Consider the following 21,820-nt stretch of genomic DNA (forward strand, 5'->3'; position numbering starts at 1 on the left):
ATCTCACGAAGGAGACCGAAGTGCCGGTCCTCCCCGGAGCCGAGCCGTACCGCCACGAGGGCGGCGAGGTCGGCGTCCTCCTCTGTCACGGCTTCACCGGAACCCCGCAGTCCCTGCGCCCCTGGGCGGAGTACCTCGCGGGCCGCGGCCTGACCGTCTCGCTCCCGCTGCTGCCGGGGCACGGCACACGCTGGGAAGACCTCCAGGTCACCGGCTGGCAGGACTGGTACGCGGAGGTGGAGCGCGAGCTGCGCGCCCTCCTCGAGCGGTGCACGGAGGTCTTCGTCTTCGGCCTCTCCATGGGCGGGGCGCTGGCCCTGCGGCTGGCGGCCAAGCACGGCGACGAGGTGCGCGGCGTCGTCGTGGTGAACCCGGGGAACAAAGTGCACGGCCTCGCGGCGCACGCGCTGCCGGTCGCCCGGTATCTGGTGCCGTCGACCAAGGGCATCGTGAGCGACATCGCACTGGAGGGCTCGGAGGAGGTCGGTTACCACCGGATCCCGCTCCACGCGGCGCACTCCCTGCGCCGGTTCTTCCAGCGGGTGGACGGTGAGCTGCCTCAGGTGACCCAGCCGTTGCTGCTGCTGCACAGCCCGCAGGACCACGTGGTGCCGCCGGCCGACTCGGCCAGGATCCTCGGCCGGGTCTCGTCCACGGACGTCACCGAGACCATCCTGGAACAGAGCTACCACGTCGCGACGTTGGACCATGATGCGGACCGGATCTTCGACGAGAGCTACGCGTTCATCGGCCGGCTCGCCCCCAGTGTCGGTAAGGAAGGGACGGCCACCGGTGGCTGAGCAGGACCGAATCGAACCCGACGGCGAGAGCCGCGAGCCCGAGAAGCGGCAGGAGCCCGCAGAAGGCCTGGGTCTGCCACTCGACGAGGACGCGGCCTGGCAGGCGATCGTCGCGGGGTACGGCCAGGAACCGGCGGACCCGCCGGGCGCCAAGCCGTTCAAGTCCGTCGAGGACCTGGCCCTGCTGGAGCCGGAGACGAACGACACCCCGGCCGGTGACAAGAGCGACACCGGTGACACGGGCGGCAAGAGCACCAAGAACCCCACGGCTCCCGAGGACCCGGACGACTCCGGGTCCAAGAAGACGCTGGGCGGCTCCGTCTCCTTCGCCCCCGGCGTGGGCGGCGGCCCGCGTGACTATGACGCGCCCGAGGCGTCGGACGACGACTTGGGCGCGGACGACGAGGGCCACTTCGTCCCGCCGGAGCCGCCGCCGCTGCCCTCCGGGGACGTGACGGCGAGGTTCGCCTGGCTCGCGGTGCTCGGCGGCCCGCTGCTGCTCCTGCTCACCGTGCTGCTCGGCTGGCAGATGACGTGGTGGCTCGCGACCCTCAGCATCGGCGGCTTCCTCGGCGGCTTCGCCACACTGGTGTCGCGGATGAAGGGCGACGACGACGAGGAGAACGAGGACCCGGGCCGGGGCGCGGTGGTCTGAGGCGCCAGGTGTGGCCTAGGCGCCGCGGGCGGCGGGAATCCTGAGGGCGGCCAGCACCGGCAGATGGTCGGTGGCCGCCCGCAGATCCGCCTCGCTCACCCCTGTCAGCTCCAACGGCACGCCGCAGCCGAGGACTTCGACGCCCGAGGTGGCGAAGATCGCGTCGATGCGCTGATGCGGGTCCCCCGGCGTCGAGGTGTTCTCGCCGCCCCAGGGCGCGGTCGCCCAGCAGTCCCGCAGCTCCGAGGCGAGCCTGCGGAACGTACGCCCCTTGGGCCGCTCGTTGAGGTCACCGCCCGCGACGGCGTGTTCCACGCCCATTCCGGCGAGCCGGTCGAGCAGCATCCCGCCCTGCTCGTACCTCTCGTCGGTCTGCAGGCTCAAGTGGCAGCTCAGCACGCCGAGCCGGGCCCTGCCGAAGCGCACGACGGCGGTGGCGAAGCCGCGCCGGTGCAGCCCCGGTGTCAGCGGGAGCAGCACGTCCTCGGTCCGCTCGACGGTGGCCCGCAGCGAGCAGAGCAGCGCGGGCCCCGACGCGGTGGCGCCGCCCGAGAGCATCACCAGATCGGCGGCGCGTGCCAGCCGCGCCAGCTTCTTGCGCCACCGGAAGAACCGGGGCGCCTCCTGGACGAGTACGAGGTCGGGCGCGCAGGCGGCGATGACGCGGGCCAGCGCGTCCGTGTCGTCCCGCATGGACCGGATGTTGTAGCTGAGCACCCGGATCACGGCTGAACCGTCGTCTTCGGTGCGGGAGTTGGGCAGCGTCACCATGGGGATCAAGATACGCGCCGCGCGGTGCCGCCACGACGAGGCCCGCCGCCCCCGGAAGGGGGACAGCGGGCCTCGTACGACGTGCGGATTCGGCGGGAGCTAGCCCTGGCGCGCCAGGTCGGCGGCGCCCACGAGCCCCGCCTTGTTGCCCAGCTGCGCGGCGAGCACCTGCGCGTGCGGACGCCACTGCCCACCGATGAGCCACCGGCGGAACGACTTGCGGATCGGGTCGAGCACCAGCTCGCCCTCGTCGGAGAGGCCGCCGCCCACGATGAACGCGGAGGGGTCGAAGAGCGAGGCCAGGTCGGCGAGGCCCGCGCCGACCCAGCGGGCCAGCTCGCGGTAGGAGTCGACGGCGACGGGGTCGCCCTGCCGGGCCGCCTCGCTGATGTGCTTGCCCTCGATGCCCTCCACCGTGCCGTCGCCCAGGCCGAGCAGGATGTCGGCGGCCTCGGGCGTCGCGTTGGCGCGCTGCCGGCCGTAGCGCAGGAGGGCGCGCCCCGAGGCGTACTGCTCCCAGCAGCCCTGGCTTCCGCAGCCGCACAGCAGCCCGTCGGGAACCACCCGGATGTGTCCGAACTCGGCGGCCACGCCGAAGCGCCCGCGCCGCAGCTTGTTGCCGATGATGATGCCGCCGCCCAGGCCCGTGCCCAGGGTGATGACGATGACGTCCTCGTGGCCCTGGCCCGCGCCGAAGCGGTACTCGCCCCAGGCCGCGGCGTTCGCGTCGTTCTCCACGACGACCGGCAGGCCGACCCGCTGCTCGACCTTGTCCTTGAGCGGCTCGTGGCGCCAGTCGATGTTCGGTGCGAAGAGAACGGTGGCGCGCTTGTCGTCCACGTAACCGGCGGCGCCGATGCCGACGGCCTCCACGTCGTTCCCCTTGCCGGCCCCGGAGACGGCGGCACAGATCGCGTCCACGATGCCTTCGGCGGTCGGCGGCGTGGGCACCGTGTGCGTGTCGAGAATGGTGCCCTCTTCGTCGACCACTCCGGCCGCGATCTTCGTGCCGCCGATATCGACGCCGATGGTGAGTCCCATGTGTCCCTCAGTTTCGGTCGAGCCCCGCTATGGCCAACCGTACCCGAGGGGTGTTCAGTCCAGGTCGATGTGTTCGGCGGGGCCGGGGCCCTCGTCGCGCCTGTCGGGGCCCTTCGCGGCGTCGCTGCCACGGGTCCAGCGGCCCTCCTGGCCCTCGACCGCGGAGCGGTAGGCGGCGAGCAGTTCGCTGCCGGCGGATGCGAGGTGGTCGAAGACGTCCGGGTTGCGCTCGATGACGGGCTCGACGGCGGCCTTCGCCTGCTGGACGACCTGCCGCACGGTCTGCTCGACGGCGCCCTGGGCGACCGCGCCGAGCAGCGGGCTCTGGAGGCCGGACAGCTTCTCCGAGACGGCGTCGACGAGCTTGCGCAGCTCCTCGCCGGCCGAACCGGGCGGCGGCCCGTACTGGGCCCGGCGCCGGGCCTTCTCCGCCGCGAGGTCCTCGGCGCACGCCTTCGCCCACGCGTCGGCGTCGGTGTCGGCCACTTCGGGTTCGGGCACTTCGCGCTCGGTGGCATCGCTCATGACGGAAGACTCCTGCGGAGGGCGGTCCGGGTGGATTCGTACTCTCGACGTTACCCGAACGGCGGTTGTGCGTTCACCGTGTCTGCGGCCACAGATCGGGGTCCGGCGCGAACCGCACGCGCAGCTCGCCGTCGCGCAGGCCGGCCCCCGCGACGGTGCAGCGGCGCAGGGCGGAAGGCAGGGGCAGGATGCGCCGGAAGGTGCCGGTGGTGACGACGAGTTCGTCCCCGCGCCGGATGAGGCCGAGTTCCTCGCGTACGGCGCCGGGGAGCGGGATGTGCCAGACCAGTACGCCGTCGTCGGCGAGGGCGTCGGCGACGGGCCACCGGACGGGTGCCGGGGCCGCGGCGGGGGCGGGCGCCCGCAGGGCGGCCAGGTCGTCGGCGCCCCGCGGGTCGCGGCCCAGGTGCGGGAGCGTGCCGAGGATGTCGCCGTACGTCTGTGCCCACTCGGTCAGCGTCTTGCGCTGCTGGGCGACGAGCCCGGAGAGCCAGAGGTCGGCGGTGTCGTCCGGGAGGACCCGGTTGGCGTGCAGGGCGTCGGTGCGCAGGCCCTGGAGGGCGAGACCGGTGGCGGCGGCGCGCACGGCGTCGGCGCCCGCGGGCCCGGGCTCGGCGACCAGAGCGACCGTCGTGCCGGGGTGTTCGATCACGGCCTGCGCGGCGGCGAGTTCGGTGTCCCAGCGGGCCGCGGTCTCGTACAGCCAGGAGGCGGGCATCGGGACGCCCGCGAGGCGGCCGAGCATGGGCCGCAGGGCGCGGGCCGCCTGCCGCTCCGGCGGAAGCAGCCTGCGGAGATAGCGGCGCAGCTGTTCGGGGAGCGCGAGGACGGCGAGTGCCCGGGGCAGCGGGGGCAGGTCCACCACGACGGTGTCGTACGCGCTCTGTCCGGCGTCGCGCAGGGCGCGCAGCAGGGCCAGTTCGTCGCTGCCGGGCAGGGGGGTGAGTTCCTCGCCGTCGAGGCGTCCGGCGCCGAGCAGGTCGAGCGCGGAGCCCGCGCGGTTCTGCAGGGCCAGGAGGTCGTCCCGGAACTCGTCGCCGGGGGCCAGTCCGCGGAGGGTGAGGTTCGCGTGGTCCGCGCCCAGGGCGTCGAGGGGGGCGGCGGAGATCAGCAGGGTCCGCTTCCCCTCGCGGGCCGCGGACAGCGCCGTGGCCGCGGCGACGGTGGTTCGGCCCGAACCGCCGGGGCCGGTGACGAGGAGGGTGCGCATAGGAGTGAACGGTACGTGAGGTGAGTCCCGCCGCCGCGCGGCGGATCTCCCCCGCCGGTGCTACTTGCCGCCGGACTCCACGCGCTTCTTCAGGCCCGCGAGCGCCCGGTCGATGATGACCTTCTCCGCCTTGCGCTTGATCATCCCGAGCATGGGGATCTTGACGTCGACGGTCAGCTTGTAGGTGACCTCCGTGCCGGTCCCCACGGGCTTCAGGAGGTACGAGCCGTCGAGCGAGCGCAGCATCTGCGACTTGACGAGGGTCCAGCTGACCTCGTTCGCGCCGGTCCACGTGTACCCGAGCGTCTGGTCGTCCTTGATCGCGCCCGCGTCCATGACGAGGCGGACCTGCTTGGCGCGGCCCTGGTCGTCGGTGTCGAGCACCTCCGCCTCCTTCACCTCACCCGTCCAGTCCGGGTAGCGCGCGAAGTCGGCGATCACCCCCATCACCTCGGCCGGTGCCGCCTCGATCGTGATGCTCGAGCTGGTGTGTTCCGCCATCTCTGTGGCTCCTCCAGATGCGGTCCGGTACGGGGGGTGGTGTGTACGTGTGTGACGCGTGAAGGCTACCGCGCACGAAGTGGCCCACCATCACCACTCCAGGGCCCACGGCCTGCCCGAGCTCGCGAAGTGCCCCACGTTCACACACTCCGTCGCCCCGATCCGCATCCGCCGGGTCAACGGCTGGTGAACGTGGCCGAAAAGTGCGTATCGCGGGCGGGTCCTGTGAATGGCGGCGAGCAGTGCGCGGCTGCCCCGCTCGAAGCGGCGCGCGACGGTGTCGTACACCAGCTCGGGGACGTCCGGCGGGATGTGCGTGCAGAGCACGTCGACCTCGCCGACGGCCTCGATCTTGGCCGCGTACTCCTCGTCACTGATCTCGTACGGCGTCCGCATGGGCGTGCGCAGGCCGCCGCCGACGAAGCCGAAGACCCGGCCGCCGATCTCGGCACGGCCGCCGTCGACGACGGTGGTGCCGGGGGCCGCGTACTCGGACCAGAGGGTCGGTATGTCGACATTGCCGTAGGTGGCGTACGTCGGGGAGGGGAAGGCGGCGAACATCTCGGCGTACTGCTTGCGCACGGCTTTCTCGATGGCGGGCCCGCGGTCTATCCCCGCCCAGAGCCGGGCCCCGAACTCCCTGGCCTCCTCGAACCGGCGGGCGGTGCGCAGCTCGACCAGGCGGTCGGCGTTCTCCTTGCCGAAGAGGTCGGGGAAGATGCCGCGCGAGTGGTCGGCGTAGTCGAGGAAGAGAACCAGGTCACCGAGACAGATGAGCGCGTCGGCTCCCTCGCCCGCGCGGGCGAGATCCTTCGTGTTGCCGTGCACGTCACTGACCACATTGACCCGGAAACCTGGCATGCCGATCACCCTAGAACGAGCGGGCAAACGTGGGTAGAGGCCCCGAGAAGCACGGAGAAGGGGGCGGACCTGCGGTTACTTCCGAGTCGGGAATGGCGTGGCGTACTGTGCGGTTCAGACCACAACGTCGTGTGACGCACCGAACATCTGGCCCGGACCCCCTACCGAACAAGCCATACCCATGGGTAACGTCCGGGCAGTCCAGTAGTGCTCCAGCTGTCTTTCCCCCCATTTCCCCCGGAGCACCTGCCCGATCTTGGACCGCACCGTCGCATCGCACAACGTCGTGGCGCCGGCGCCCTATGTAGGAGCAGCAGTCTTGCGCGAGTTCAGCCTTCCGGCCCTGTACGAGGTCCCTGCGGACGGCAATCTGACCGACATCGTCCGCAGAAATGCCGCGCAGCACCCGGATGTCGCCGTCATCGGCCGCAAGGTGGACGGCACCTGGCAGGACGTCAACGCCAAGACCTTCCTCGCCGAGGTGCGCGCCGCCGCCAAGGGGCTCATCGCCTCCGGAGTGCGCCCCGGCGACCGCGTCGCCCTGATGTCCCGCACCCGTTACGAGTGGACACTCCTCGACTTCGCCATCTGGAGCGCCGGCGCGGTCACCGTGCCCGTGTACGAGACGAGTTCGGCCGAGCAGATCCAGTGGATCCTCGGCGACTCCGGCGCCGTGGGCATCATCGTGGAGCTCGACGCGCACCGCGCCGCCGTCGAATCCGTGCGCGACCGTCTTCCTGACCTGGTCAACGTCTGGCAGATCGACGGCGGCGGCGTCGACGAGCTGAACCGCACGGGCGCCGACGTCCCGGAGGAGACCGTCGACGAGCGCAGCGCGGTCGCGGGCGCCGACGACCCGGCCACCATCGTCTACACCTCGGGCACCACCGGCCGCCCGAAGGGCTGCGTGCTTACCCACCGCAGCTTCTTCGCCGAGTGCGGCAACGTGGTGGAGCGCCTGAAACCGCTCTTCCGCACCGGTGAGTGCTCGGTGCTGCTCTTCCTTCCCGTCGCGCACGTCTTCGGCCGCCTGGTCGAGGTCGCCGCGCTGATGGCGCCGATCAAGCTGGGCCACGCGCCCGACGTCAAGAACCTCACGGACGAGCTGGCCTCGTTCCGGCCGACCATGATCCTGGGCGTCCCGCGCGTCTTCGAGAAGGTCTACAACTCGGCGCGCGCCAAGGCGCAGGCCGATGGCAAGGGCAAGATCTTCGACAAGGCCGCGGACACGGCGATCGCGTACAGCCGCGCGCTGGACACCCCGAGCGGCCCCTCGCTCGGCCTGAAGATCAAGTACAAGACGTTCGACAAGCTGGTCTACAGCAAGCTGCGGGCCGTCCTCGGCGGGCGCGGCGAGTACGCGATCTCGGGCGGCGCGCCGCTCGGTGAGCGCCTGGGGCACTTCTTCCGCGGCATCGGCTTCACGGTCCTGGAGGGCTACGGCCTGACGGAGTCGTGCGCGGCCACCGCGTTCAACCCCTGGGACCGCCAGAAGATCGGCACGGTCGGCCAGCCGCTGCCCGGCTCGGTCGTCCGGATCGCCGACGACGGCGAGGTGCTGCTGCACGGCGAGCACCTGTTCACGGAGTACTGGAACAACGAGGGCGCGACCGAAGAGGCGCTGGCCGACGGCTGGTTCCACACCGGTGACATCGGCACGCTCGACGAGGACGGCTACCTCCGGATCACCGGCCGCAAGAAGGAGATCATCGTGACGGCGGGCGGCAAGAACGTCGCTCCCGCGGTGATCGAGGACCGTATCCGCGCGCACGCCCTCGTCGCGGAGTGCATGGTCGTGGGCGACGGACGGCCCTTCGTGGGCGCGCTCGTCACGGTGGACGACGAGTTCGTGGGCCGCTGGGCCCTGGACCACGGGAAGCCCGCGGACTCCACGGCCGCGTCGCTCCGGGAGGACCCGGATCTTCTCGCCGCGATCCAGACCGCGGTGGACGACGGCAACGCGGCGGTCTCCAAGGCGGAGTCCGTGCGCAAGTTCCGTGTCCTCGCCTCGCAGTTCACGGAGGAGTCGGGGCACCTGACTCCGTCGCTGAAGCTGAAGCGGAACGTTGTCGCGAAGGACTACGCGGACGAGATCGAGGCGCTTTACCGCGGGTAGCGTTGGCGGGGCGCCCACTCGCCGTGGGGGGCTTCTTCTCTTGCGACGTGCGGTCGTGGCTGGTTGCTCGCGCAGTTCCCCGCGCCCCTTGAGGGGCGCTCAGCTGGGCCCCGTCAGGGGCGCGGGGAACTGCGCGACAAGCCCACGCCGGCAGTCAGCCGCGCAACAAGCCCCGGCGGCAACTCATCAGGCGCTCAAAGCAACTCCCGCAGCTTCTCCGCCAGGAGATCCCAGCGCCACCGCTCCTCCACCCACTCCCGGCCCCGCTCCCCCATGCGCTGCCGCAACTCCCCGTCTCCCAGCAGGGTGACGATCCGGTCGGCGGCCGCCTCCGGGGAGCCGCCCCGGACGACCCAGCCCGTCTCCCCGTCGAGCACCGCGTCCGGCGCCCCGCCGGAGTCACCCGCGACCACGGGAAGGCCGGTCGCCGAAGCCTCCAGGTAGACGATGCCGAGGCCCTCCACGTCGAGCCCGCCGCGCCGGGTCCTGCACGGCATCGCGAAGACGTCCCCCGCGCCGTAGTGCGCGGGAAGTTCCTCCCACGGCACCGACCCCGTGAACCGGACGGAGTCCGAGACCCCGGTCTCGGCGGCGAGCTTGTGCAGCTCCTTCTCGTAGGGGCCGCCCCCGACGATCAGCAGCACCGCATCGGGCTCCCGGGCCAGGATCCGCGGCATGGCGAGGATCAGGGTGTCCTGCCCCTTGCGCGGCACGAGACGCGAGACGCACACCACGACCGGCCGGTCCGTCAGACCGAGCCGGGCCCGTACCGCGTCCCCGCCCGAGCCCGGGTGGAAGGTCTTCTCGTCGACGCCCGGCGGCAGTTGGACCATGCGCCCGGCCGCCGCGGGGCTCAGCGCGGCGGCGATGCGCGAGCGCGTGTACTCGCCCAGATAGGTGATCGTGTCCGTCGAATCGCCGATGCGGCGGAGCAGTTGGCGTGACGCGGGCAGCTGCGCCCAGCCCGCCTCGTGCCCGTGCGTCGTGGCGACGAGACGCCTCGCGCCCGCCTTGCGCAGCGCGGGCGACATGAGCCCCAGCGGCGCCGCTGCCCCGAACCACACCGACTCGCAGCCGTGTTCACGCAGCAGCGAGACCGCGCGCCGCGTGACGCGCGGGGTCGGGAGCAGCATCGTCGTGGGGTCGCGTACGACCTTGAAGGGCTGCTCCGCGTCGAAGGCGGCCGTCGCCTCGGCGCCCTCGCGTCCCCGCTTCCACGTGGAGGCGTAGACGACGAGCTGTTCGGGGTCCAGGCGCAGCGCCATGTTGTGCAGGAACGCCTGGATGCCACCGGGCCTGGGCGGGAAGTCGTTCGTGACGATCAGGGTCTTGTGCATCGTCGCCGACAGTACCGAAAGCCCGGCAGAGCGTGCCTCTCGGCCCATCCACGGCCGCGCCCGGCATCATGGCTCCACGAACCACAATGAAGTATCCGAAAAGGGGCGTGGTGCGCGTGGCGCGGATCCTGACCGTCTGGGTCCTGACCAGGACCGTGCTGCTGCTCTGCGTCTTCAAGGTGCTCACCGCGCCCGGCCCCGACGTGACCAGCGATGTCACCGTCATCTACCAGGGCTGGTACGAGGTCCTGCGCACCGGCACCTTCCCCCTCGACGACGTCACCTGGCAGTACCCGCCCGCCGCCGCCCTCGCGATCCTCTCCCCCGCCCTGCTGCCCTTCGTGGACTACACGTCGGCGTTCTTCGTGCTCGCCTTCCTCGCCGACGCGCTCGTCTGCGCCCTGCTCCTGTACGCGGGCCGGCGGCCCGGCAAGACCCTCCGCGGGGCCTGGGTGTGGGTCCTCGGCGTGGCGCTGCTCGGGCCGACCGTCTACGCCCGTTACGACGTGATGGTGACGGCCGTCGCGGTCGCCGCGCTGCTCTGCGGCGCACGGCGCCCACGCGCCGCGGGGGCGCTTGCGGGGTTCGGCGCGCTGCTCAAGGTGTGGCCCGCCCTGCTGCTCGTCGGCATGCCACGCGCGCGTGCCACCCGGAGTTCCTGGGGCGCGGCGGTCGCCACCGCCCTCGGCCTCACCCTCGCCTTCCTGGTGACGATGCCCGGCGCGCTCGCCTTCCTGACCTTCCAGCGCGACCGCGGCACCGAGGTCGAGTCGCTCGGCGCGCTCGTCTTCCACGTCGCGCGCCACCTCGGCTGGCAGGGCGAGGTGCAGCTCAACTACGGCTCGGTGGAATTCCTCGGCCCCTACGTCACACTGGTCAGCACGGTGGCGCAGGGGCTCTCCGTGGCCGCCTTCTGCTGGCTCCTCGCATGGCGGCTGCGGGCCCGTGAGTGGTCCGCGAGCACGGTCGCGGACGCGGCCTTCGTCGCCGTACTGCTGTTCACGACGACGAGCCGGGTGATCAGCCCGCAGTACCTCCTGTGGCTGGTCGGGGTCGCCGCCGTGTGCATGGCGTTTCGCGCGAGCCGCATGGCGCTGCCCGCGCGTCTGGTGCTCGCGGCCACGTGCGTCACGTTCCTGGAGTTCCCCGTCTGGTTCTCGCACGTGGTGGCGAGCGACCCGCTGGGCATCGCCCTGCTCTTCGTGCGCAACGGCCTGCTCGTCGCGGCGACGCTGCTCGCCTGCCGGAGCCTGTGGCGCCGAACGGTGTCCGAACCGCGGGCCCGTGCGCGGGCGTCGGCGTCCGAGGAGGTCAGCCGAGCTCGGCCCGCAGATACGTACGCCACTGCGCCGTGAACTCCTCCAGGGAGATGTCCAGGACGTCCCGCAGCGCGTCCTCCACCGCCCCGGGCCTCTTCTCGCGCTCGCCGACAGCTTCGTAGAAGTCCGTCAGGGGCTCCTCGCCCCACTGGTCCGCGATCATCCGGCAGGCCAGCCACGACCCTTCGTACGCCTGCGCGAGCTGGCCCGCGTCCCCGCTGAAGCCGAAGTCGTCGTCCTCGGGGAGCGAGCCGGGCAGTCGCTCCCCCTGGACGGCACGGCGCAGCTCGGGGGCGGCCTGGGCGGCGGTGCGGCCCGTGCCGCGGTAGCCCACCCAGTCGGCGAAGCCCTCGGAGAGCCACAAGGGGGTCGCCGGCGAGGTGTGCGCGCGGGTCGCGACATGGGTCGTCTCATGGGTCAGCACGACCTGCTTGCCGAAGTCGCCGAGCACGCCGTACGCCTCGGGGTTGACGATGATCCGGTCCGCGGGCGCGTCGCCGGAGCCGCCCGTCTCCCCCGTGGTCACCGCCGCGATCCCCTGGTAGCCGGAAGCGGGCGCCCCGAGCAGCCCCGCCATGCCGTCGAGGGACTTGGGCACCATGACGACGACCCGCTGCGGCCACTTCTCCTGCCAGGCGTCCCGCACCAGGGGGACCGCCCGGTCGGCGAGGGCCGCGTACTCGCGCAGCGTCGTCTTCTCCCGCCCGCCGCGCCCCACGCCGAGCACGAGGCTGTGAGTGCCCCGTACGGACGTCACGGGCCCCTGGTCCCAGAGTTGCTGCGTGGCCTTCTTCGCGGGCCGCTCAGCGAGGACGTACCACCGTCCGTCGCGCTCCTGGAGCGTCAGCGCGCGCGAGGTGGTGAGCGGCTCGCTGTCGTAGCCCTTGATGCGGTACCGCAGGTCGGCGGTCGCCGTGGCGCGCGTGCCGCTGCGCCGGAACGCGGTCAGGCGGTACTGCCAGGACTCGAGCGGGACCTCGCGGAGGTTGTCGTAGGCGCCGGCGGCCCCGGCGTCGCGGCCCGTCGCGCGGTACGCCTCCGCGTCCCGGTCGAGCACCGCCTCCGCCCGCCGGTCGAGCAGCCTGCGCACGTCGCCGGGCGCGGCATCGGGCGCCGAGGGACCGCCGCACCCGACGAGCAGGGCGACACACATCCCGAGGACCCACGACCCACGCCCGCGACCAGCCACGTTTCAGATCGTAAGGGCAGCGGGCCGCGGACCGCCGGTCAGATCCGCGTCACGGACGAGACCGGCATCATGCCGACCGGGTCGTAGCGCACGGGGGCGCCGGGGTAGGGAGCGTGCACGACCTGGCCGTTGCCCATGTACATCCCGATGTGGCTGGCGTCGTCGCGGTAGGCGACCAGGTCACCCGGCCGCGCCTGGGCCAGCGGCACCTGACGTCCCGCGTACCGCTGGGCCTGCGAGGTGCGCGGCAGGCCGACGCCCGCCTGGGCGTACGACCACTGGGTGAGGCCCGAGCAGTCGAAGCCGGAGGGGCCGTTGGCGCCCCACACGTAGGGGCGGCCGATCGCCGACCGCGCCGCCGCGATGGCGGCCGCGGCCCGCGACGAGGACGGCCCGGCGCCCCCGAGGTCCGGCATCTCGTCACGTCCCGAGCGCGATGACCTGTCGTACGCCTCACGGTCCCGCGAGGACAGCGAGTTCAGGAGTCGGCGGGCCTTGGCGAGCTTGTGTTCGACGCTCCGCTTCTGGCGGGCCACGACGGTGCGGCTCTTCTCCAGCTCGGCGAGCTTGTGTCCCGCCTCCGTGCGTTCCTGGGCGAGGCTGCGCTGGGCCCTCTGCAGATCGGTCAGTTCACCGGCCTGGCGGGCGCTGATGCGGTCGAGCGTGGCCGCCCTGTCCAGGTAGCCGTCCGGGTCGGAGGAGAGCATCAGGGCCAGGGAGGGGTCGATGCCGCCCGAGCGGTACTGCGCCCCGGCGAGCGAACCGAGCGCGCCGCGCATCGTGTTGATGCGCTCCTGGCCGCGGGCGACGCTGTCCTTGGCCCGCTCGACCTGCTCGCGCAGGGTGTCCGCGCGCTCGTCGGCCTTGTTGTACGCCTCCGTGGCCTTCTCGGCCTGCTCGAAGAGGCGGTCCACCTTGGCCTTGGTGGTCGCCGGGGTGTCCTGCGGTGCGGCGCCCGCCGGTGCGGCGAACGCGGCCGCGGCGGTCGCCGCGGCGGCTGACAGGACGGTTACGCGCGTACTCCGGTCCAGACCGGACAGCGCGGGACGACGATGGGACCCCACGGGAAGCCGCTCTCCCTCCGCATGACGGACCCCCGGGCGAACCGGGGGGAAATCCCCCGATGCGTCGGGGGAATGGGCGCGAGAGTAGCCGTGGGATCACGTCACGGCCAAAGACCCTGCCGTGCACACAACGTGACGCCCCGCCGGAGACGCAGGTCACCGACGGGGCGTGGGGTCAGCGTGAGTTGCCGGAATTCGCCCGTTTGGGCGGCACGCCGGTCGTTTCAGATGCGGACACCGAACTGGAAGGAGCCGATGGTCGACATCGACTCGTAGCGCACCACGGCACCCGGCTTCGGGGCGTGCAGCACCTGGCCGTTGCCCGCGTACAACCCGACGTGCGCGAGGCTGTTGAAGAACACCAGGTCGCCCGGCTTCAGCTCGCCGCGACCGATCTTCGGGCCGTCGTTCTGCTGGGTGTAGGTGGTCCGGGTGATCTGGACACCGGCCTGGTTGTACGCCCACTGCGTGAGGCCGGAGCAGTCGTAGGAGTTGGGGCCGCTGCCGCCGGAGACGTAGGGCTTGCCGATCTGCGTCGCCGCGGCGCTCAGGGCGGCCTGGCCGCGCTGCGACGCAGGGGCCTCCTTGCCGAGGTCCACGCGGTCGCCGGCGTCGCGGCTCGCACGCTGCTCCTTGGCGGCGAGCTCCTGCTTCTCCTTGGCGGTCAAGGTGTTGAGCAGCTTCTGGGCGGCGCCGAGCTTGCTCTGGACTTCCTTCTTCTTCTTGCCCAGTTCCTTGCGCGTGTCGGCGAGGTCCGTGAGCTTGTCGGAAGCCTCCTTGCGCTCCTGCGCGAGGGTCCGCTGCTTCTCCTGGACCTTCTTGAGCGCCTCGACCTGATGACCGCTCAACTGGTCCATGGCGGACGCCTTGTCGAGGTAGTCGTCCGGGTCGGCGGAGAGGAAGAGCTGGACGGAGGGGTCGATGCCGCCGGAGCGGTACTGCGCGCTGGCCATCGAACCGAGGCCGCCGCGGAGGTCGTTGAGGTCCTCCTGGCCGCGGGCCACCTTGTCCTGAAGCTCGCCGATCTCCTTCTCGAGCTTCTCCTGCTTCTCCTTGGCGCCGTTGTACCGGTCGGTCGCCCGGCCGGCGTCCTCGTAGAGCTTGTCGACCTTGGACTTGACCTCGTCCTTGCTCGGCTTCTCGCTCGGCGTCGCGTTGGCCGCCTGGGAGGTGAGTGCGACGGCGGCGGCGGCAGTCGCGGTGAGCACGGTCACGCGCGCGCGGCTCGGCTGCTTGGGTCGACGGTGGGACGCCACGAAGGCGGCTCCTTCTTCCTCCAGCCGCCTACCGAGACCCGGTCGGCGGGTACCACCGCTGTCACCCCGGATGGGTGATCAACCGAGCGGAGGTTCGAGGCGAGACCCTAGTGACCTTCTTGTGATCAGTTCAAATCCTGACCGGCAAAAAGTGGGGTGCGGGAGGCATATTTTACCGATAACGCACAGCCGGTGATGATCTCTTGACGCTACGTCGCGCCACCGGCGCCCCAATTCGGGCATAGGGCACAGGAGTTACTTGCGCGCCTTTAGGAGTGCGAAACAGGCGTACGCCCGGCGTGCGGAACGGCGCGCGTCAGCCGCGCGAGAGCCGCTTCAGAAGTACGGCCGAAGCGACGGGCCGCGCACCCGCCTTCGCGATCCCGTCGGCCACTTCGCGGTCGGTCGACACGACGACCACGGGGCGCCCCGGAGGCTCGGCGCGCACCAGCTGGCGGATGAGTTCGTCCGCGGTGACGCCCGGTTTGGAGAACAGCACCCGCACCCCGCGCGGCGGCGCGAGCAGCACGGGCGCGGCGAGTTCGGCCCCGTCGAAGACACAGGTCATCTCGGCGCCGGTCTGCGCGGCGAGCTGCGAGAGCGAGCCGAGCAGCCGCAGCCGCTGCTTCTCCAGGGGCATCGTCGGATAGCCGGTCTTGGTGACGTTGTAGCCGTCCACGACCATGTGCGCCTGCGGCAGCGCGAGCAGTTGGTCGATGATCGCCGGGTCGTTCTCGGAGAGCGCCCGGGCGGCGATGTCCTTCGGCGTCATCCGCCCCGGCTCGACGGCGTCCACGGTCTCGGCGGGTCGCACGGAGACGGGCGGCAGGGCCAGTTCGCGGCGCAGCCCCTGGGCGGACTCGAGCACCGTGTCGAGCAGCAGCCGCACCCGCATGTCCTCGACGCTGCGGCCTTCGCGCGCCGCCCTGCGGCTGGCCTCGAGGGCGGCCTCGGTCTCGCTGAGCCGGGCCTTGAGCCGCCGGCCCTCGCTCTCGGCGGCGGACAGCTGTGCCTGTCCTTCGGCGCGTGCGGCGTCGTACTCGGCGGCGGCCTTGCGCAGGGCCGCCTCGCCGCGCTTGACGTCGCTGAGAGCGCTGCGCAGCTTGCGATGCATCGATTCGGCTTCCTTCTTCGCCGACTCCAGCTCCGTGCGCAGCCGCTCGGTCTCGGCCTTCGTCTGGCCGCGGGCCGCCGCGAGTTCTCCGCGCAGCCGTTCGAGCTCGGCCCGGGTCTCGTCGTCGACGCGCTCGGCGTCCGCCCGCAGGGCCTCCTCGCCCGCGGCGGTCACCAGCTTCACCCAGCCGGTGGGACGCAGCACATAGGCCGCGGCCGCCACATCGAGGGGGTCCGCGGCCGGGGGCGGTGAGCCCGCGTCCAGGGCGCCGGTGAGCTCGGGCTGCGCCTCTCTGAGACGTTCGCCGATGCGCTGCCGGAAGAGCGCGTCGCCCTCCAGGGCCGTCGCCATCGCGTTGCCCGCGAACTTCGTGCGCCGGGTCGGCGTGAAGCGGGCGTACTGCCGCAGCTGTGCGGGCAGTTCGCTGACCGTGAGGCCGCCGAAGCCGTCCGAGACGATCTGGACGACCCGTCGGCGCACTCCGTCGGGCAGCGGGCGGTCGAGCACCTCAGCGGCGCCGTCGTCCGGCTCCCCGCTCGCGCTCTCCACCATCCGTCACCCCACTAGCTGTGCGGGGCCCGCTCCCTCAGGAGCCGGCGCCCGGCCTGTCCACGAGTTCCACCTGGTCCACTGCGTTGCACCAGCGGCAGCGCACCGACTCGATGGTCTCACTGACCACCTCGCGTTCCTCGATGTTCGACTCACCGGCCAGGTCGAGGTGCACATATTCGACGACCTTCGAACTGCGGGTCACGTCGAAGCGCGTGAGGTTGCCGCAGAGCTGGCAGCGCCACCTGGTGGTGTCGGTCGGCAGAGGAACCGTCATCGTGGCTGTTCGCTTTCCTTCGGAATTCCATGGTGCGTGGTGCCCGTAACCCTAAGGCCTGTAAGGGTCTCCATGCGGCGGCCTCCCACGCGGCGGGGCACTCTGTACGGTTTGCTGCCCTTACGTCATGCTCTGTTCATGATCAGGACATGGGGTACGACGGCGGGCCGAATGCTCAGGGGGCAGTCCGCCCCGGTGACGTACGGCCTGATCACCGCCTGCTGTCTGGTCTTCGTGATCTCACCGGTGTCCGGGCTCAACCCCTCGTACGGCACCGGCGACGAGGTGCTCGCCGCCCAGCAGGCCTACTTCGAGCGCTGGGGCGTCATTCCCTCCGAGCTGTTCAGCGGCGCGGCGCGGCCCCTGCTCGGCCCCGCCACCGCGCTCTTCGTGCACGGCAGCTGGCTTCATCTGCTTGGCAACATGCTCTTCCTCTTCGTCTTCGGGGCGATGGCCGAGGAACGGATGGGGCACATCCAGTTCGCGCTCTTCTATCTCGGCTGCGGCTATCTCGCCCTGTTCGCCTACGCGGTCGCGCACGCGGACTCCGACCAGACCCTGGTGGGCGCGTCGGGGGCGATCTCCGCGGTGCTCGGCGCCTTCTTGAGCCTCTTCCCGAAGGCACGGGTCACCAGTCTCTTCCCGTTCCTCTTCTTCCTGCCGCTGCGGTTCCCGGCGTGGGTGGTGCTGCCGTTCTGGGTGGTGCTGCAGTGGCTCGCGGCCTGGCAGGGCGCGGCGGGGCCGGGGGTGGCGTATCTGGCGCACCTGGTCGGGTTCTCCCTGGGGTTTCTGTACGCGTGGGGGCGCTACAGGTGGACAGCTAGAGTGAAGAAGCAGAAGCCAGCACCGGCTACCGAGGGAGACAGTCAGCCGTGATCACCGCGATCGTGCTCATCAAGACCAGCGTGGACCGGATCCCGGAGATCGCCGAGTCGATCGCCGCCCTCGACTGCGTCAGCGAGGTCTTCTCCGTGACCGGCACCTACGACCTGATCGCCATGGTGCGCGTGTCGCGCCACGACGACCTGGCCGACGTCATCCCCGGCAAGATCAGCAAGATCCCCGGCGTCGAGGGGACGGACACGCACGTCGCGTTCCGCACGTACTCGCAGCACGACCTCGAGGCGGCGTTCGCGATCGGCCTCGACTCGTAGCCGTCCGGCCCTGGTCCCCCAGCGTCCGGCACGCGTGCCGGATGAGGGTTTCTTCATCTGCGGCTCATGCTTGTGACGCCCTACGCCCCGCACGCTCACCGTCATGGTCTTCTCCCACCGCATGGCCGCTCTGGCCGCCGTCGTGGCGATCCCCCTCGGCATCGCCGCGACCAGCTACGCCCTGACCGACAGCCCCGAGCCGCCCAAGGCCCCGCCCAAGGTGGAGCTGGAGAGCGGCTCCCCGTCCGGGTCGCCCGCCTCGCCCTCGTCGGCCCCTTCGTCGTCCTCGTCGTCGCCGTCCGGGAAGCCCGCCTCGCCCCGGCCGACGCCGAGCGACGAGACGGTGTCCCCGCCGCCGGTGAGCGAGAATTCCACGGGCGATGACGACGACGACGGCAACGAAGGCAACGGACAGGGCGACAACGACGACGACGGTCCCGGTGACGACGGCTGAGCGCCCGCACCGCTGGATATCCGCCCGTGTCCGCATCCTGCTCTGGCTGCTCGTGGTGATGGCCGTCGCGCTCACCGCGGTCGCGGCCACCACGCGCTCCGTCCTGCTGCGCGACGTCGACCACCGCATCGACCGGCTGCTCGCCCAGGAGACCGGGGAGTTCACCAACCTCGCCAGGGAAGGCGTCGATCCGCACACCGGACGGAAGTTCACCGCTCCCGACCCCCTCCTGCGGCTCTTCCTCTCCCGGCAGTACGCCGACCCCGACGAGGAACTGCTCGGTCTGGTCGGCCGCTCCGGCAAGCCGCCCGCGAAGAAGGAGCAGGCACGCGAGCAGCGGATCGACCATCCGCTCGCCGAGGACCCCGCCGCACTGCGCACGGTCTTCGACTCCCCCGACGCGACCGGCACGCTGCACCGCGACCGGGGCGAGGTCCGCTGGGCCAAGGTGGAGATCGCGGCCGGCGCCGGACATCCGGCCGCGGCGTTCGTCGTCGCCTTCCACCCGGAGGGCGAACAGGCCAAGGCGGGCGACGTGTTCACGATGCTGCTCGCCATCTCCGGGGTCGCGCTCCTGATGACGACCGGCATCGGCTGGGCGGTCGCGGGCCGCATCCTCAAGCCCGTACGCCTGGTGCGTACGACCGCCGCGCAGCTCACCGAACAGGACCTGACCCGGCGCATCCCGGTGCAGGGCAGGGACGACATCGCGGCGCTCGCCGAGACCTTCAACGGCATGCTCGACCGCCTGGAGCGCGCGTTCGCGGCGCAGCGCGAGTTCGTCGACGACGCCGGGCACGAGCTGCGCACTCCCATCACCATCGTGCGCGGCCACCTGGAGCTGATGGGCGACGACCCGGGAGAGCGGGAGGAGACGGTCCGGATCGTCATGGAGGAACTCGACCGGATGAGCCGCATCGTCGAGGACCTTCTCCTCCTCGCCAAGGCCGAGCGGCCCGACTTCGTCACCCCGCGGCCGGTGCAGCTCGCCGAGCTGACCGCGGACGTCTTCGTCAAGGCACGCGCGCTCGGCGACCGGGACTGGCAGCTGGCCGAAGTGGCCGACGGAGAAACCGGCCTCGACCCGCAGCGCATCACCCAGGCGATGGTGCAGCTCGCCCAGAACGCCGTCCAGCACACCGTCCCCGGCCAGCGGATCGGCATCGGCTCGCGCAGCACGGCGGGCCGCGTCGAGTTGTACGTCGCCGACAGCGGACCCGGCGTCCAGGCGCAGGACGCCGCGGTGATCTTCGAACGCTTCCGGCGCGGCACCGCGCGCCGTGGTGCCCGCGCCACCGGCGCCGGACTCGGCCTCGCCATCGTGCGGGCGATCGCCGAAGGGCACGGCGGCCAGGTCGAGCTGCGGCCCACGGAAGGCGGCGGCGCCACCTTCGTACTCGACCTGCGAGAACAGGAAGCAGGACAGCCATGAACAACCGCATCCTCATCGTCGAGGACGAGGAGCGCATCGCCTCCTTCGTCGAGAAGGGCCTGCGCGCCAACGGCTTCACCACCAGCGTCGTCGGCGACGGCGACGCGGCCTACGACTACGCCCTGACCGGCGGCTTCGACCTGGTCGTCCTGGACATCGGGCTGCCGGGCAAGGACGGCTTCACGGTCCTGCGGCAGTTGCGCGAGGCCCGCGTGTCCACACCGGTCATCGTGCTGACCGCGCGCGACTCCGTCCGCGACACCGTGGCGGGCCTGGAAGGCGGCGCGGACGACTGGATGACCAAGCCGTTCCGCTTCGAGGAACTGCTGGCGCGGGTGCGCCTGCGACTGCGTACGGCGGCGGGCGCCCCGGAGGTGACGGTGCTGCGGGGCGGGGATCTGACGCTGGACCTGCGCACGCGCCGGGCGCGTTCGGGCGAGCGGACGGTGGACCTGACGGCGCGCGAGTTCGTGCTGCTCGAACTCTTCCTGCGCCATCCGGGGCAGGTGCTCTCGCGGGAGCAGATCCTGTCGCACGTGTGGGGATACGACTTCGATCCCGGGTCCAACATCGTGGACGTGTACGTCAGGGCGCTGCGCAAGAAGCTGGGCGCGCAGCGCGTGGAGACGGTACGCGGGATGGGGTACCGCCTGCCGGGGTGATGGGGTACCGCCTGCCGGGGTGAAGTGGCGCCCTCCGGGTGAATTTCCTTTCATCCACGGCTCATTGAGGGCTCACGGCGGGGCCCGAGGCTCAGTGCGTGACCCTGAATCCCCGCCAAGCCATCACCCTCTGCGTCGCGCTGAGCCTGTGCGCGCTGCTCCTGGTGCCGGGCAACTTCCCCGGCCTGAGCGGCGACGCCCGGCTCACCCTGGCCGTGTTCGCCCTGGCGACCTGCGCGTGGATCAGCACCCCGATCGACGACACGTACATCGCGCTGGGCGCCGGGCTCGCGCTCACCGCGACCGGGGTGATCAGCAGCGACACGCTCTTCGGCACCCTCGGTGACGAGACGGTCTGGCTCCTTATCTGCGCCTTCGTGCTGGCGGCCGCGGTCGCCCGCAGCGGGCTGGCGGGCCGGGCGGCGGCCTTTCTCGTCAGCGGGGCGCGCAGCGTACGGCAGTTGACGCATCTGACGACGGCCGCCCTGGTGGTCACGGCCTTCGCGGTGCCCGCCACCTCGGGCCGCGCCGCGCTCGCGCTGCCGGTCTTCCTGGCGCTCGCGAAGGTTCTCGCCGACCGCAAACGCCTCGTGGTGATGCTCGCGCTGCTGTTCCCGACCGTGATCCTGCTCTCCGCGGTCGCGACCCTGATCGGCGCGGGCGCGCATCTGATCACGGTGTCCGTGCTGTGGGAGGCCACCGGGGAGCGGATCGGCTTCACGCAGTGGATGCTGCTCGGTCTTCCGCTCGCGATCGCCTCGTCCCATCTGGCGGCGGAGGCAGTCCTGTTGACGACGACACGGCGCGCCGACCGCGAGGGCCCGGTGCACATCACCGTCGAGCAGCTCCAGGAGCACAGCGAGCAGCCGGTCACCGGAGCCTGGGAGCCCGCCGAGACCCGCTGCGCGCTCCTCCTGGCCACGGTCGTCGCCCTGTGGTGCAGCGAGCCGCTGCACCAAGTCCCGCCCGCCGTCGTCGCGTTGATCGGCGCGGTCGTCGCCTCGTCCCCCGCCCTGGGCACCGTACGCCTCAAGGACGCGCTGAAGACCGTGCCCTGGGCGCTGCTGCTCTTCATGGCGGCGACGATGGCGATGGGCGTCGCGCTCGCCGAGTCGGGGGCGGCGAAGTGGCTCGTGGGCGGAGTGCCGCTCGATGTGCCGCCCTGGCTCTTCCTGGCCCTCGTGGTGGCGGTCAGCACGGCCGCGCACCTGGTCCTGCAGTCGCGCTCGGCCCGCTCGTCCGTCCTGGTCCCGCTGGTCGTCGCGGCGGCCGTCGGCGCGGGCGTCAACCCGGTCGCCGCCGCGCTCGCCTCCACGGCCGCCGCCGGCTTCTGCCACACCCTGCCCGCCTCCGCGAAGCCCGTCACGCTCTTCGCCGACATCCCGGGCACCCCCACCTACACCCCGCGCGACCTGCTGCGCCTCTCCGCGGTCCTGGCGCCACTGACCGCCGCCCTCGTCCTGCTCTTCGCCGTGGCGCTCTGGCCGCTGCTCGGCGTACCCGTCCGCTGATCCCGCCCTTGCGTCCACTCTG

The 21,820-nt window shown here is 71.8% G+C and carries 22 protein-coding genes; 10 read left to right on the forward strand and 12 right to left on the reverse strand.

Annotation, left to right across the window (positions count from 1 at the left end):
* Positions 1-20 precede the first annotated feature (20 nt).
* Positions 21-800, forward strand: coding sequence for an alpha/beta hydrolase (locus ACWGIH_RS31505; RefSeq protein ID WP_453450518.1), 780 nt, complete (start codon positions 21-23; stop codon positions 798-800).
* Complete coding sequence (locus ACWGIH_RS31510; RefSeq protein ID WP_453450519.1) at positions 793-1,455, forward strand: hypothetical protein; 663 nt, start codon at positions 793-795, stop codon at positions 1,453-1,455. Before ACWGIH_RS31505 ends, ACWGIH_RS31510 begins: the two co-directional genes overlap by 8 nt.
* Before the next feature lie 15 nt (positions 1,456-1,470).
* Here ACWGIH_RS31510 and ACWGIH_RS31515 read toward each other — a convergent pair whose 3' ends face one another.
* The 6 genes from ACWGIH_RS31515 to ACWGIH_RS31540 form a co-directional block, all read right to left on the reverse strand.
* A complete protein-coding gene (locus tag ACWGIH_RS31515) occupies positions 1,471-2,226 on the reverse strand; it encodes an endonuclease/exonuclease/phosphatase family protein (protein WP_453450520.1) in 756 nt (251 codons plus the stop codon).
* Positions 2,227-2,325: 99 nt separating this feature from the next.
* Entirely contained in the window at positions 2,326-3,267 is a 942-nt protein-coding gene (locus tag ACWGIH_RS31520) for an ROK family glucokinase (RefSeq protein ID WP_453450521.1), read from the reverse strand.
* Between the two features lie 54 nt (positions 3,268-3,321).
* Entirely contained in the window at positions 3,322-3,792 is a 471-nt protein-coding gene (locus ACWGIH_RS31525; protein ID WP_453450522.1) for a DUF5304 domain-containing protein, read from the reverse strand.
* A gap of 73 nt (positions 3,793-3,865) precedes the next feature.
* Positions 3,866-5,002, reverse strand: a complete 1,137-nt coding sequence (locus ACWGIH_RS31530) for an ArsA family ATPase (protein ID WP_453450523.1) — start codon at positions 5,000-5,002, stop codon at positions 3,866-3,868.
* 60 nt (positions 5,003-5,062) lie between these two features.
* The gene (locus ACWGIH_RS31535) at positions 5,063-5,503 is read right to left on the reverse strand and encodes an SRPBCC family protein (protein WP_453450524.1); all 441 of its coding nucleotides are present in this window, start codon (positions 5,501-5,503) and stop codon (positions 5,063-5,065) included.
* A gap of 90 nt (positions 5,504-5,593) precedes the next feature.
* Positions 5,594-6,364 carry a metallophosphoesterase family protein gene (locus ACWGIH_RS31540; RefSeq protein ID WP_453450525.1) on the reverse strand — a complete coding sequence of 257 codons (771 nt, stop codon included), beginning with the start codon at positions 6,362-6,364 and terminating at the stop codon, positions 5,594-5,596.
* A gap of 319 nt (positions 6,365-6,683) precedes the next feature.
* Here ACWGIH_RS31540 and ACWGIH_RS31545 point away from each other — a divergent pair, with 319 nt between their 5' ends.
* A complete protein-coding gene (locus ACWGIH_RS31545) occupies positions 6,684-8,480 on the forward strand; it encodes an AMP-dependent synthetase/ligase (RefSeq protein WP_453450526.1) in 1,797 nt (598 codons plus the stop codon).
* Between the two features lie 194 nt (positions 8,481-8,674).
* Here ACWGIH_RS31545 and ACWGIH_RS31550 read toward each other — a convergent pair whose 3' ends face one another.
* Complete coding sequence (locus ACWGIH_RS31550) at positions 8,675-9,817, reverse strand: glycosyltransferase family 4 protein (RefSeq protein ID WP_453450527.1); 1,143 nt, start codon at positions 9,815-9,817, stop codon at positions 8,675-8,677.
* A gap of 86 nt (positions 9,818-9,903) precedes the next feature.
* Here ACWGIH_RS31550 and ACWGIH_RS31555 point away from each other — a divergent pair, with 86 nt between their 5' ends.
* Positions 9,904-11,172: a glycosyltransferase 87 family protein gene (locus ACWGIH_RS31555; RefSeq protein WP_453450528.1), complete on the forward strand. Its 1,269-nt coding sequence runs from the start codon at positions 9,904-9,906 to the stop codon at positions 11,170-11,172.
* Here the strand turns inward: ACWGIH_RS31555 and ACWGIH_RS31560 are convergent.
* The 5 genes from ACWGIH_RS31560 to ACWGIH_RS31580 all read right to left on the reverse strand — a co-directional run bounded on the left by ACWGIH_RS31560 (position 11,129) and on the right by ACWGIH_RS31580 (position 16,585).
* Positions 11,129-12,325 carry a hypothetical protein gene (locus tag ACWGIH_RS31560; protein ID WP_453450529.1) on the reverse strand — a complete coding sequence of 399 codons (1,197 nt, stop codon included), beginning with the start codon at positions 12,323-12,325 and terminating at the stop codon, positions 11,129-11,131. The genes ACWGIH_RS31555 and ACWGIH_RS31560 overlap by 44 nt on opposite strands.
* 38 nt (positions 12,326-12,363) lie before the next feature.
* A complete protein-coding gene (locus ACWGIH_RS31565) occupies positions 12,364-13,389 on the reverse strand; it encodes an NlpC/P60 family protein (protein ID WP_453450531.1) in 1,026 nt (341 codons plus the stop codon).
* 224 nt (positions 13,390-13,613) lie between these two features.
* On the reverse strand, positions 13,614-14,645 hold the full coding sequence (locus tag ACWGIH_RS31570) for a C40 family peptidase (RefSeq protein ID WP_453450532.1): 1,032 nt from the start codon (positions 14,643-14,645) through the stop codon (positions 13,614-13,616).
* A gap of 316 nt (positions 14,646-14,961) precedes the next feature.
* Complete coding sequence (locus ACWGIH_RS31575) at positions 14,962-16,311, reverse strand: NYN domain-containing protein (RefSeq protein WP_453450533.1); 1,350 nt, start codon at positions 16,309-16,311, stop codon at positions 14,962-14,964.
* Positions 16,312-16,345: 34 nt separating this feature from the next.
* Positions 16,346-16,585 (reverse strand): hypothetical protein, encoded by a 240-nt coding sequence (locus tag ACWGIH_RS31580; protein WP_363208279.1) that lies wholly within the window; start codon positions 16,583-16,585, stop codon positions 16,346-16,348.
* A gap of 138 nt (positions 16,586-16,723) precedes the next feature.
* Here ACWGIH_RS31580 and ACWGIH_RS31585 point away from each other — a divergent pair, with 138 nt between their 5' ends.
* The 6 genes from ACWGIH_RS31585 (at position 16,724) to ACWGIH_RS31610 (ending at position 21,798) form a co-directional block, all read left to right on the forward strand.
* On the forward strand, positions 16,724-17,461 hold the full coding sequence (locus ACWGIH_RS31585) for a rhomboid family intramembrane serine protease (protein WP_453450535.1): 738 nt from the start codon (positions 16,724-16,726) through the stop codon (positions 17,459-17,461).
* Positions 17,458-17,739 carry an Lrp/AsnC family transcriptional regulator gene (locus ACWGIH_RS31590; RefSeq protein ID WP_363208281.1) on the forward strand — a complete coding sequence of 94 codons (282 nt, stop codon included), beginning with the start codon at positions 17,458-17,460 and terminating at the stop codon, positions 17,737-17,739. Before ACWGIH_RS31585 ends, ACWGIH_RS31590 begins: the two co-directional genes overlap by 4 nt.
* A gap of 103 nt (positions 17,740-17,842) precedes the next feature.
* The gene (locus ACWGIH_RS31595; RefSeq protein WP_453450536.1) at positions 17,843-18,193 is read left to right on the forward strand and encodes a small secreted hydrophilic protein; all 351 of its coding nucleotides are present in this window, start codon (positions 17,843-17,845) and stop codon (positions 18,191-18,193) included.
* Positions 18,120-19,625 (forward strand): ATP-binding protein, encoded by a 1,506-nt coding sequence (locus ACWGIH_RS31600; RefSeq protein WP_453450537.1) that lies wholly within the window; start codon positions 18,120-18,122, stop codon positions 19,623-19,625. The genes ACWGIH_RS31595 and ACWGIH_RS31600 overlap by 74 nt, the downstream gene beginning before the upstream one ends.
* The gene (locus ACWGIH_RS31605; RefSeq protein ID WP_453450538.1) at positions 19,622-20,287 is read left to right on the forward strand and encodes a response regulator transcription factor; all 666 of its coding nucleotides are present in this window, start codon (positions 19,622-19,624) and stop codon (positions 20,285-20,287) included. The genes ACWGIH_RS31600 and ACWGIH_RS31605 overlap by 4 nt, the downstream gene beginning before the upstream one ends.
* A gap of 98 nt (positions 20,288-20,385) precedes the next feature.
* Entirely contained in the window at positions 20,386-21,798 is a 1,413-nt protein-coding gene (locus ACWGIH_RS31610; RefSeq protein WP_453450539.1) for an SLC13 family permease, read from the forward strand.
* Positions 21,799-21,820 lie beyond the last annotated feature (22 nt).

It is taken from the genome of Streptomyces sp. NPDC054872, from assembly GCF_053610705.1.

Bases quoted from the DNA above. Each gene is read 5' to 3' on its own strand.
- ACWGIH_RS31515 (WP_453450520.1), bottom strand. From the start codon at position 2,226: ATGGTGACGCTGCCCAACTCCCGCACCGAAGACGACGGTTCAGCCGTG.
- ACWGIH_RS31530 (WP_453450523.1), bottom strand. From the start codon at position 5,002: ATGCGCACCCTCCTCGTCACCGGCCCCGGCGGTTCGGGCCGAACCACC.
- ACWGIH_RS31585 (WP_453450535.1), top strand. From the start codon at position 16,724: ATGATCAGGACATGGGGTACGACGGCGGGCCGAATGCTCAGGGGGCAG.
- ACWGIH_RS31555 (WP_453450528.1), top strand. From the start codon at position 9,904: ATGAAGTATCCGAAAAGGGGCGTGGTGCGCGTGGCGCGGATCCTGACC.
- ACWGIH_RS31525 (WP_453450522.1), bottom strand. From the start codon at position 3,792: ATGAGCGATGCCACCGAGCGCGAAGTGCCCGAACCCGAAGTGGCCGAC.
- ACWGIH_RS31605 (WP_453450538.1), top strand. From the start codon at position 19,622: ATGAACAACCGCATCCTCATCGTCGAGGACGAGGAGCGCATCGCCTCC.
- ACWGIH_RS31600 (WP_453450537.1), top strand. From the start codon at position 18,120: ATGACGACGACGACGGCAACGAAGGCAACGGACAGGGCGACAACGACG.
- ACWGIH_RS31520 (WP_453450521.1), bottom strand. From the start codon at position 3,267: ATGGGACTCACCATCGGCGTCGATATCGGCGGCACGAAGATCGCGGCC.
- ACWGIH_RS31550 (WP_453450527.1), bottom strand. From the start codon at position 9,817: ATGCACAAGACCCTGATCGTCACGAACGACTTCCCGCCCAGGCCCGGT.
- ACWGIH_RS31535 (WP_453450524.1), bottom strand. From the start codon at position 5,503: ATGGCGGAACACACCAGCTCGAGCATCACGATCGAGGCGGCACCGGCC.
- ACWGIH_RS31580 (WP_363208279.1), bottom strand. From the start codon at position 16,585: ATGACGGTTCCTCTGCCGACCGACACCACCAGGTGGCGCTGCCAGCTC.
- ACWGIH_RS31575 (WP_453450533.1), bottom strand. From the start codon at position 16,311: ATGGTGGAGAGCGCGAGCGGGGAGCCGGACGACGGCGCCGCTGAGGTG.
- ACWGIH_RS31595 (WP_453450536.1), top strand. From the start codon at position 17,843: ATGGTCTTCTCCCACCGCATGGCCGCTCTGGCCGCCGTCGTGGCGATC.
- ACWGIH_RS31540 (WP_453450525.1), bottom strand. From the start codon at position 6,364: ATGCCAGGTTTCCGGGTCAATGTGGTCAGTGACGTGCACGGCAACACG.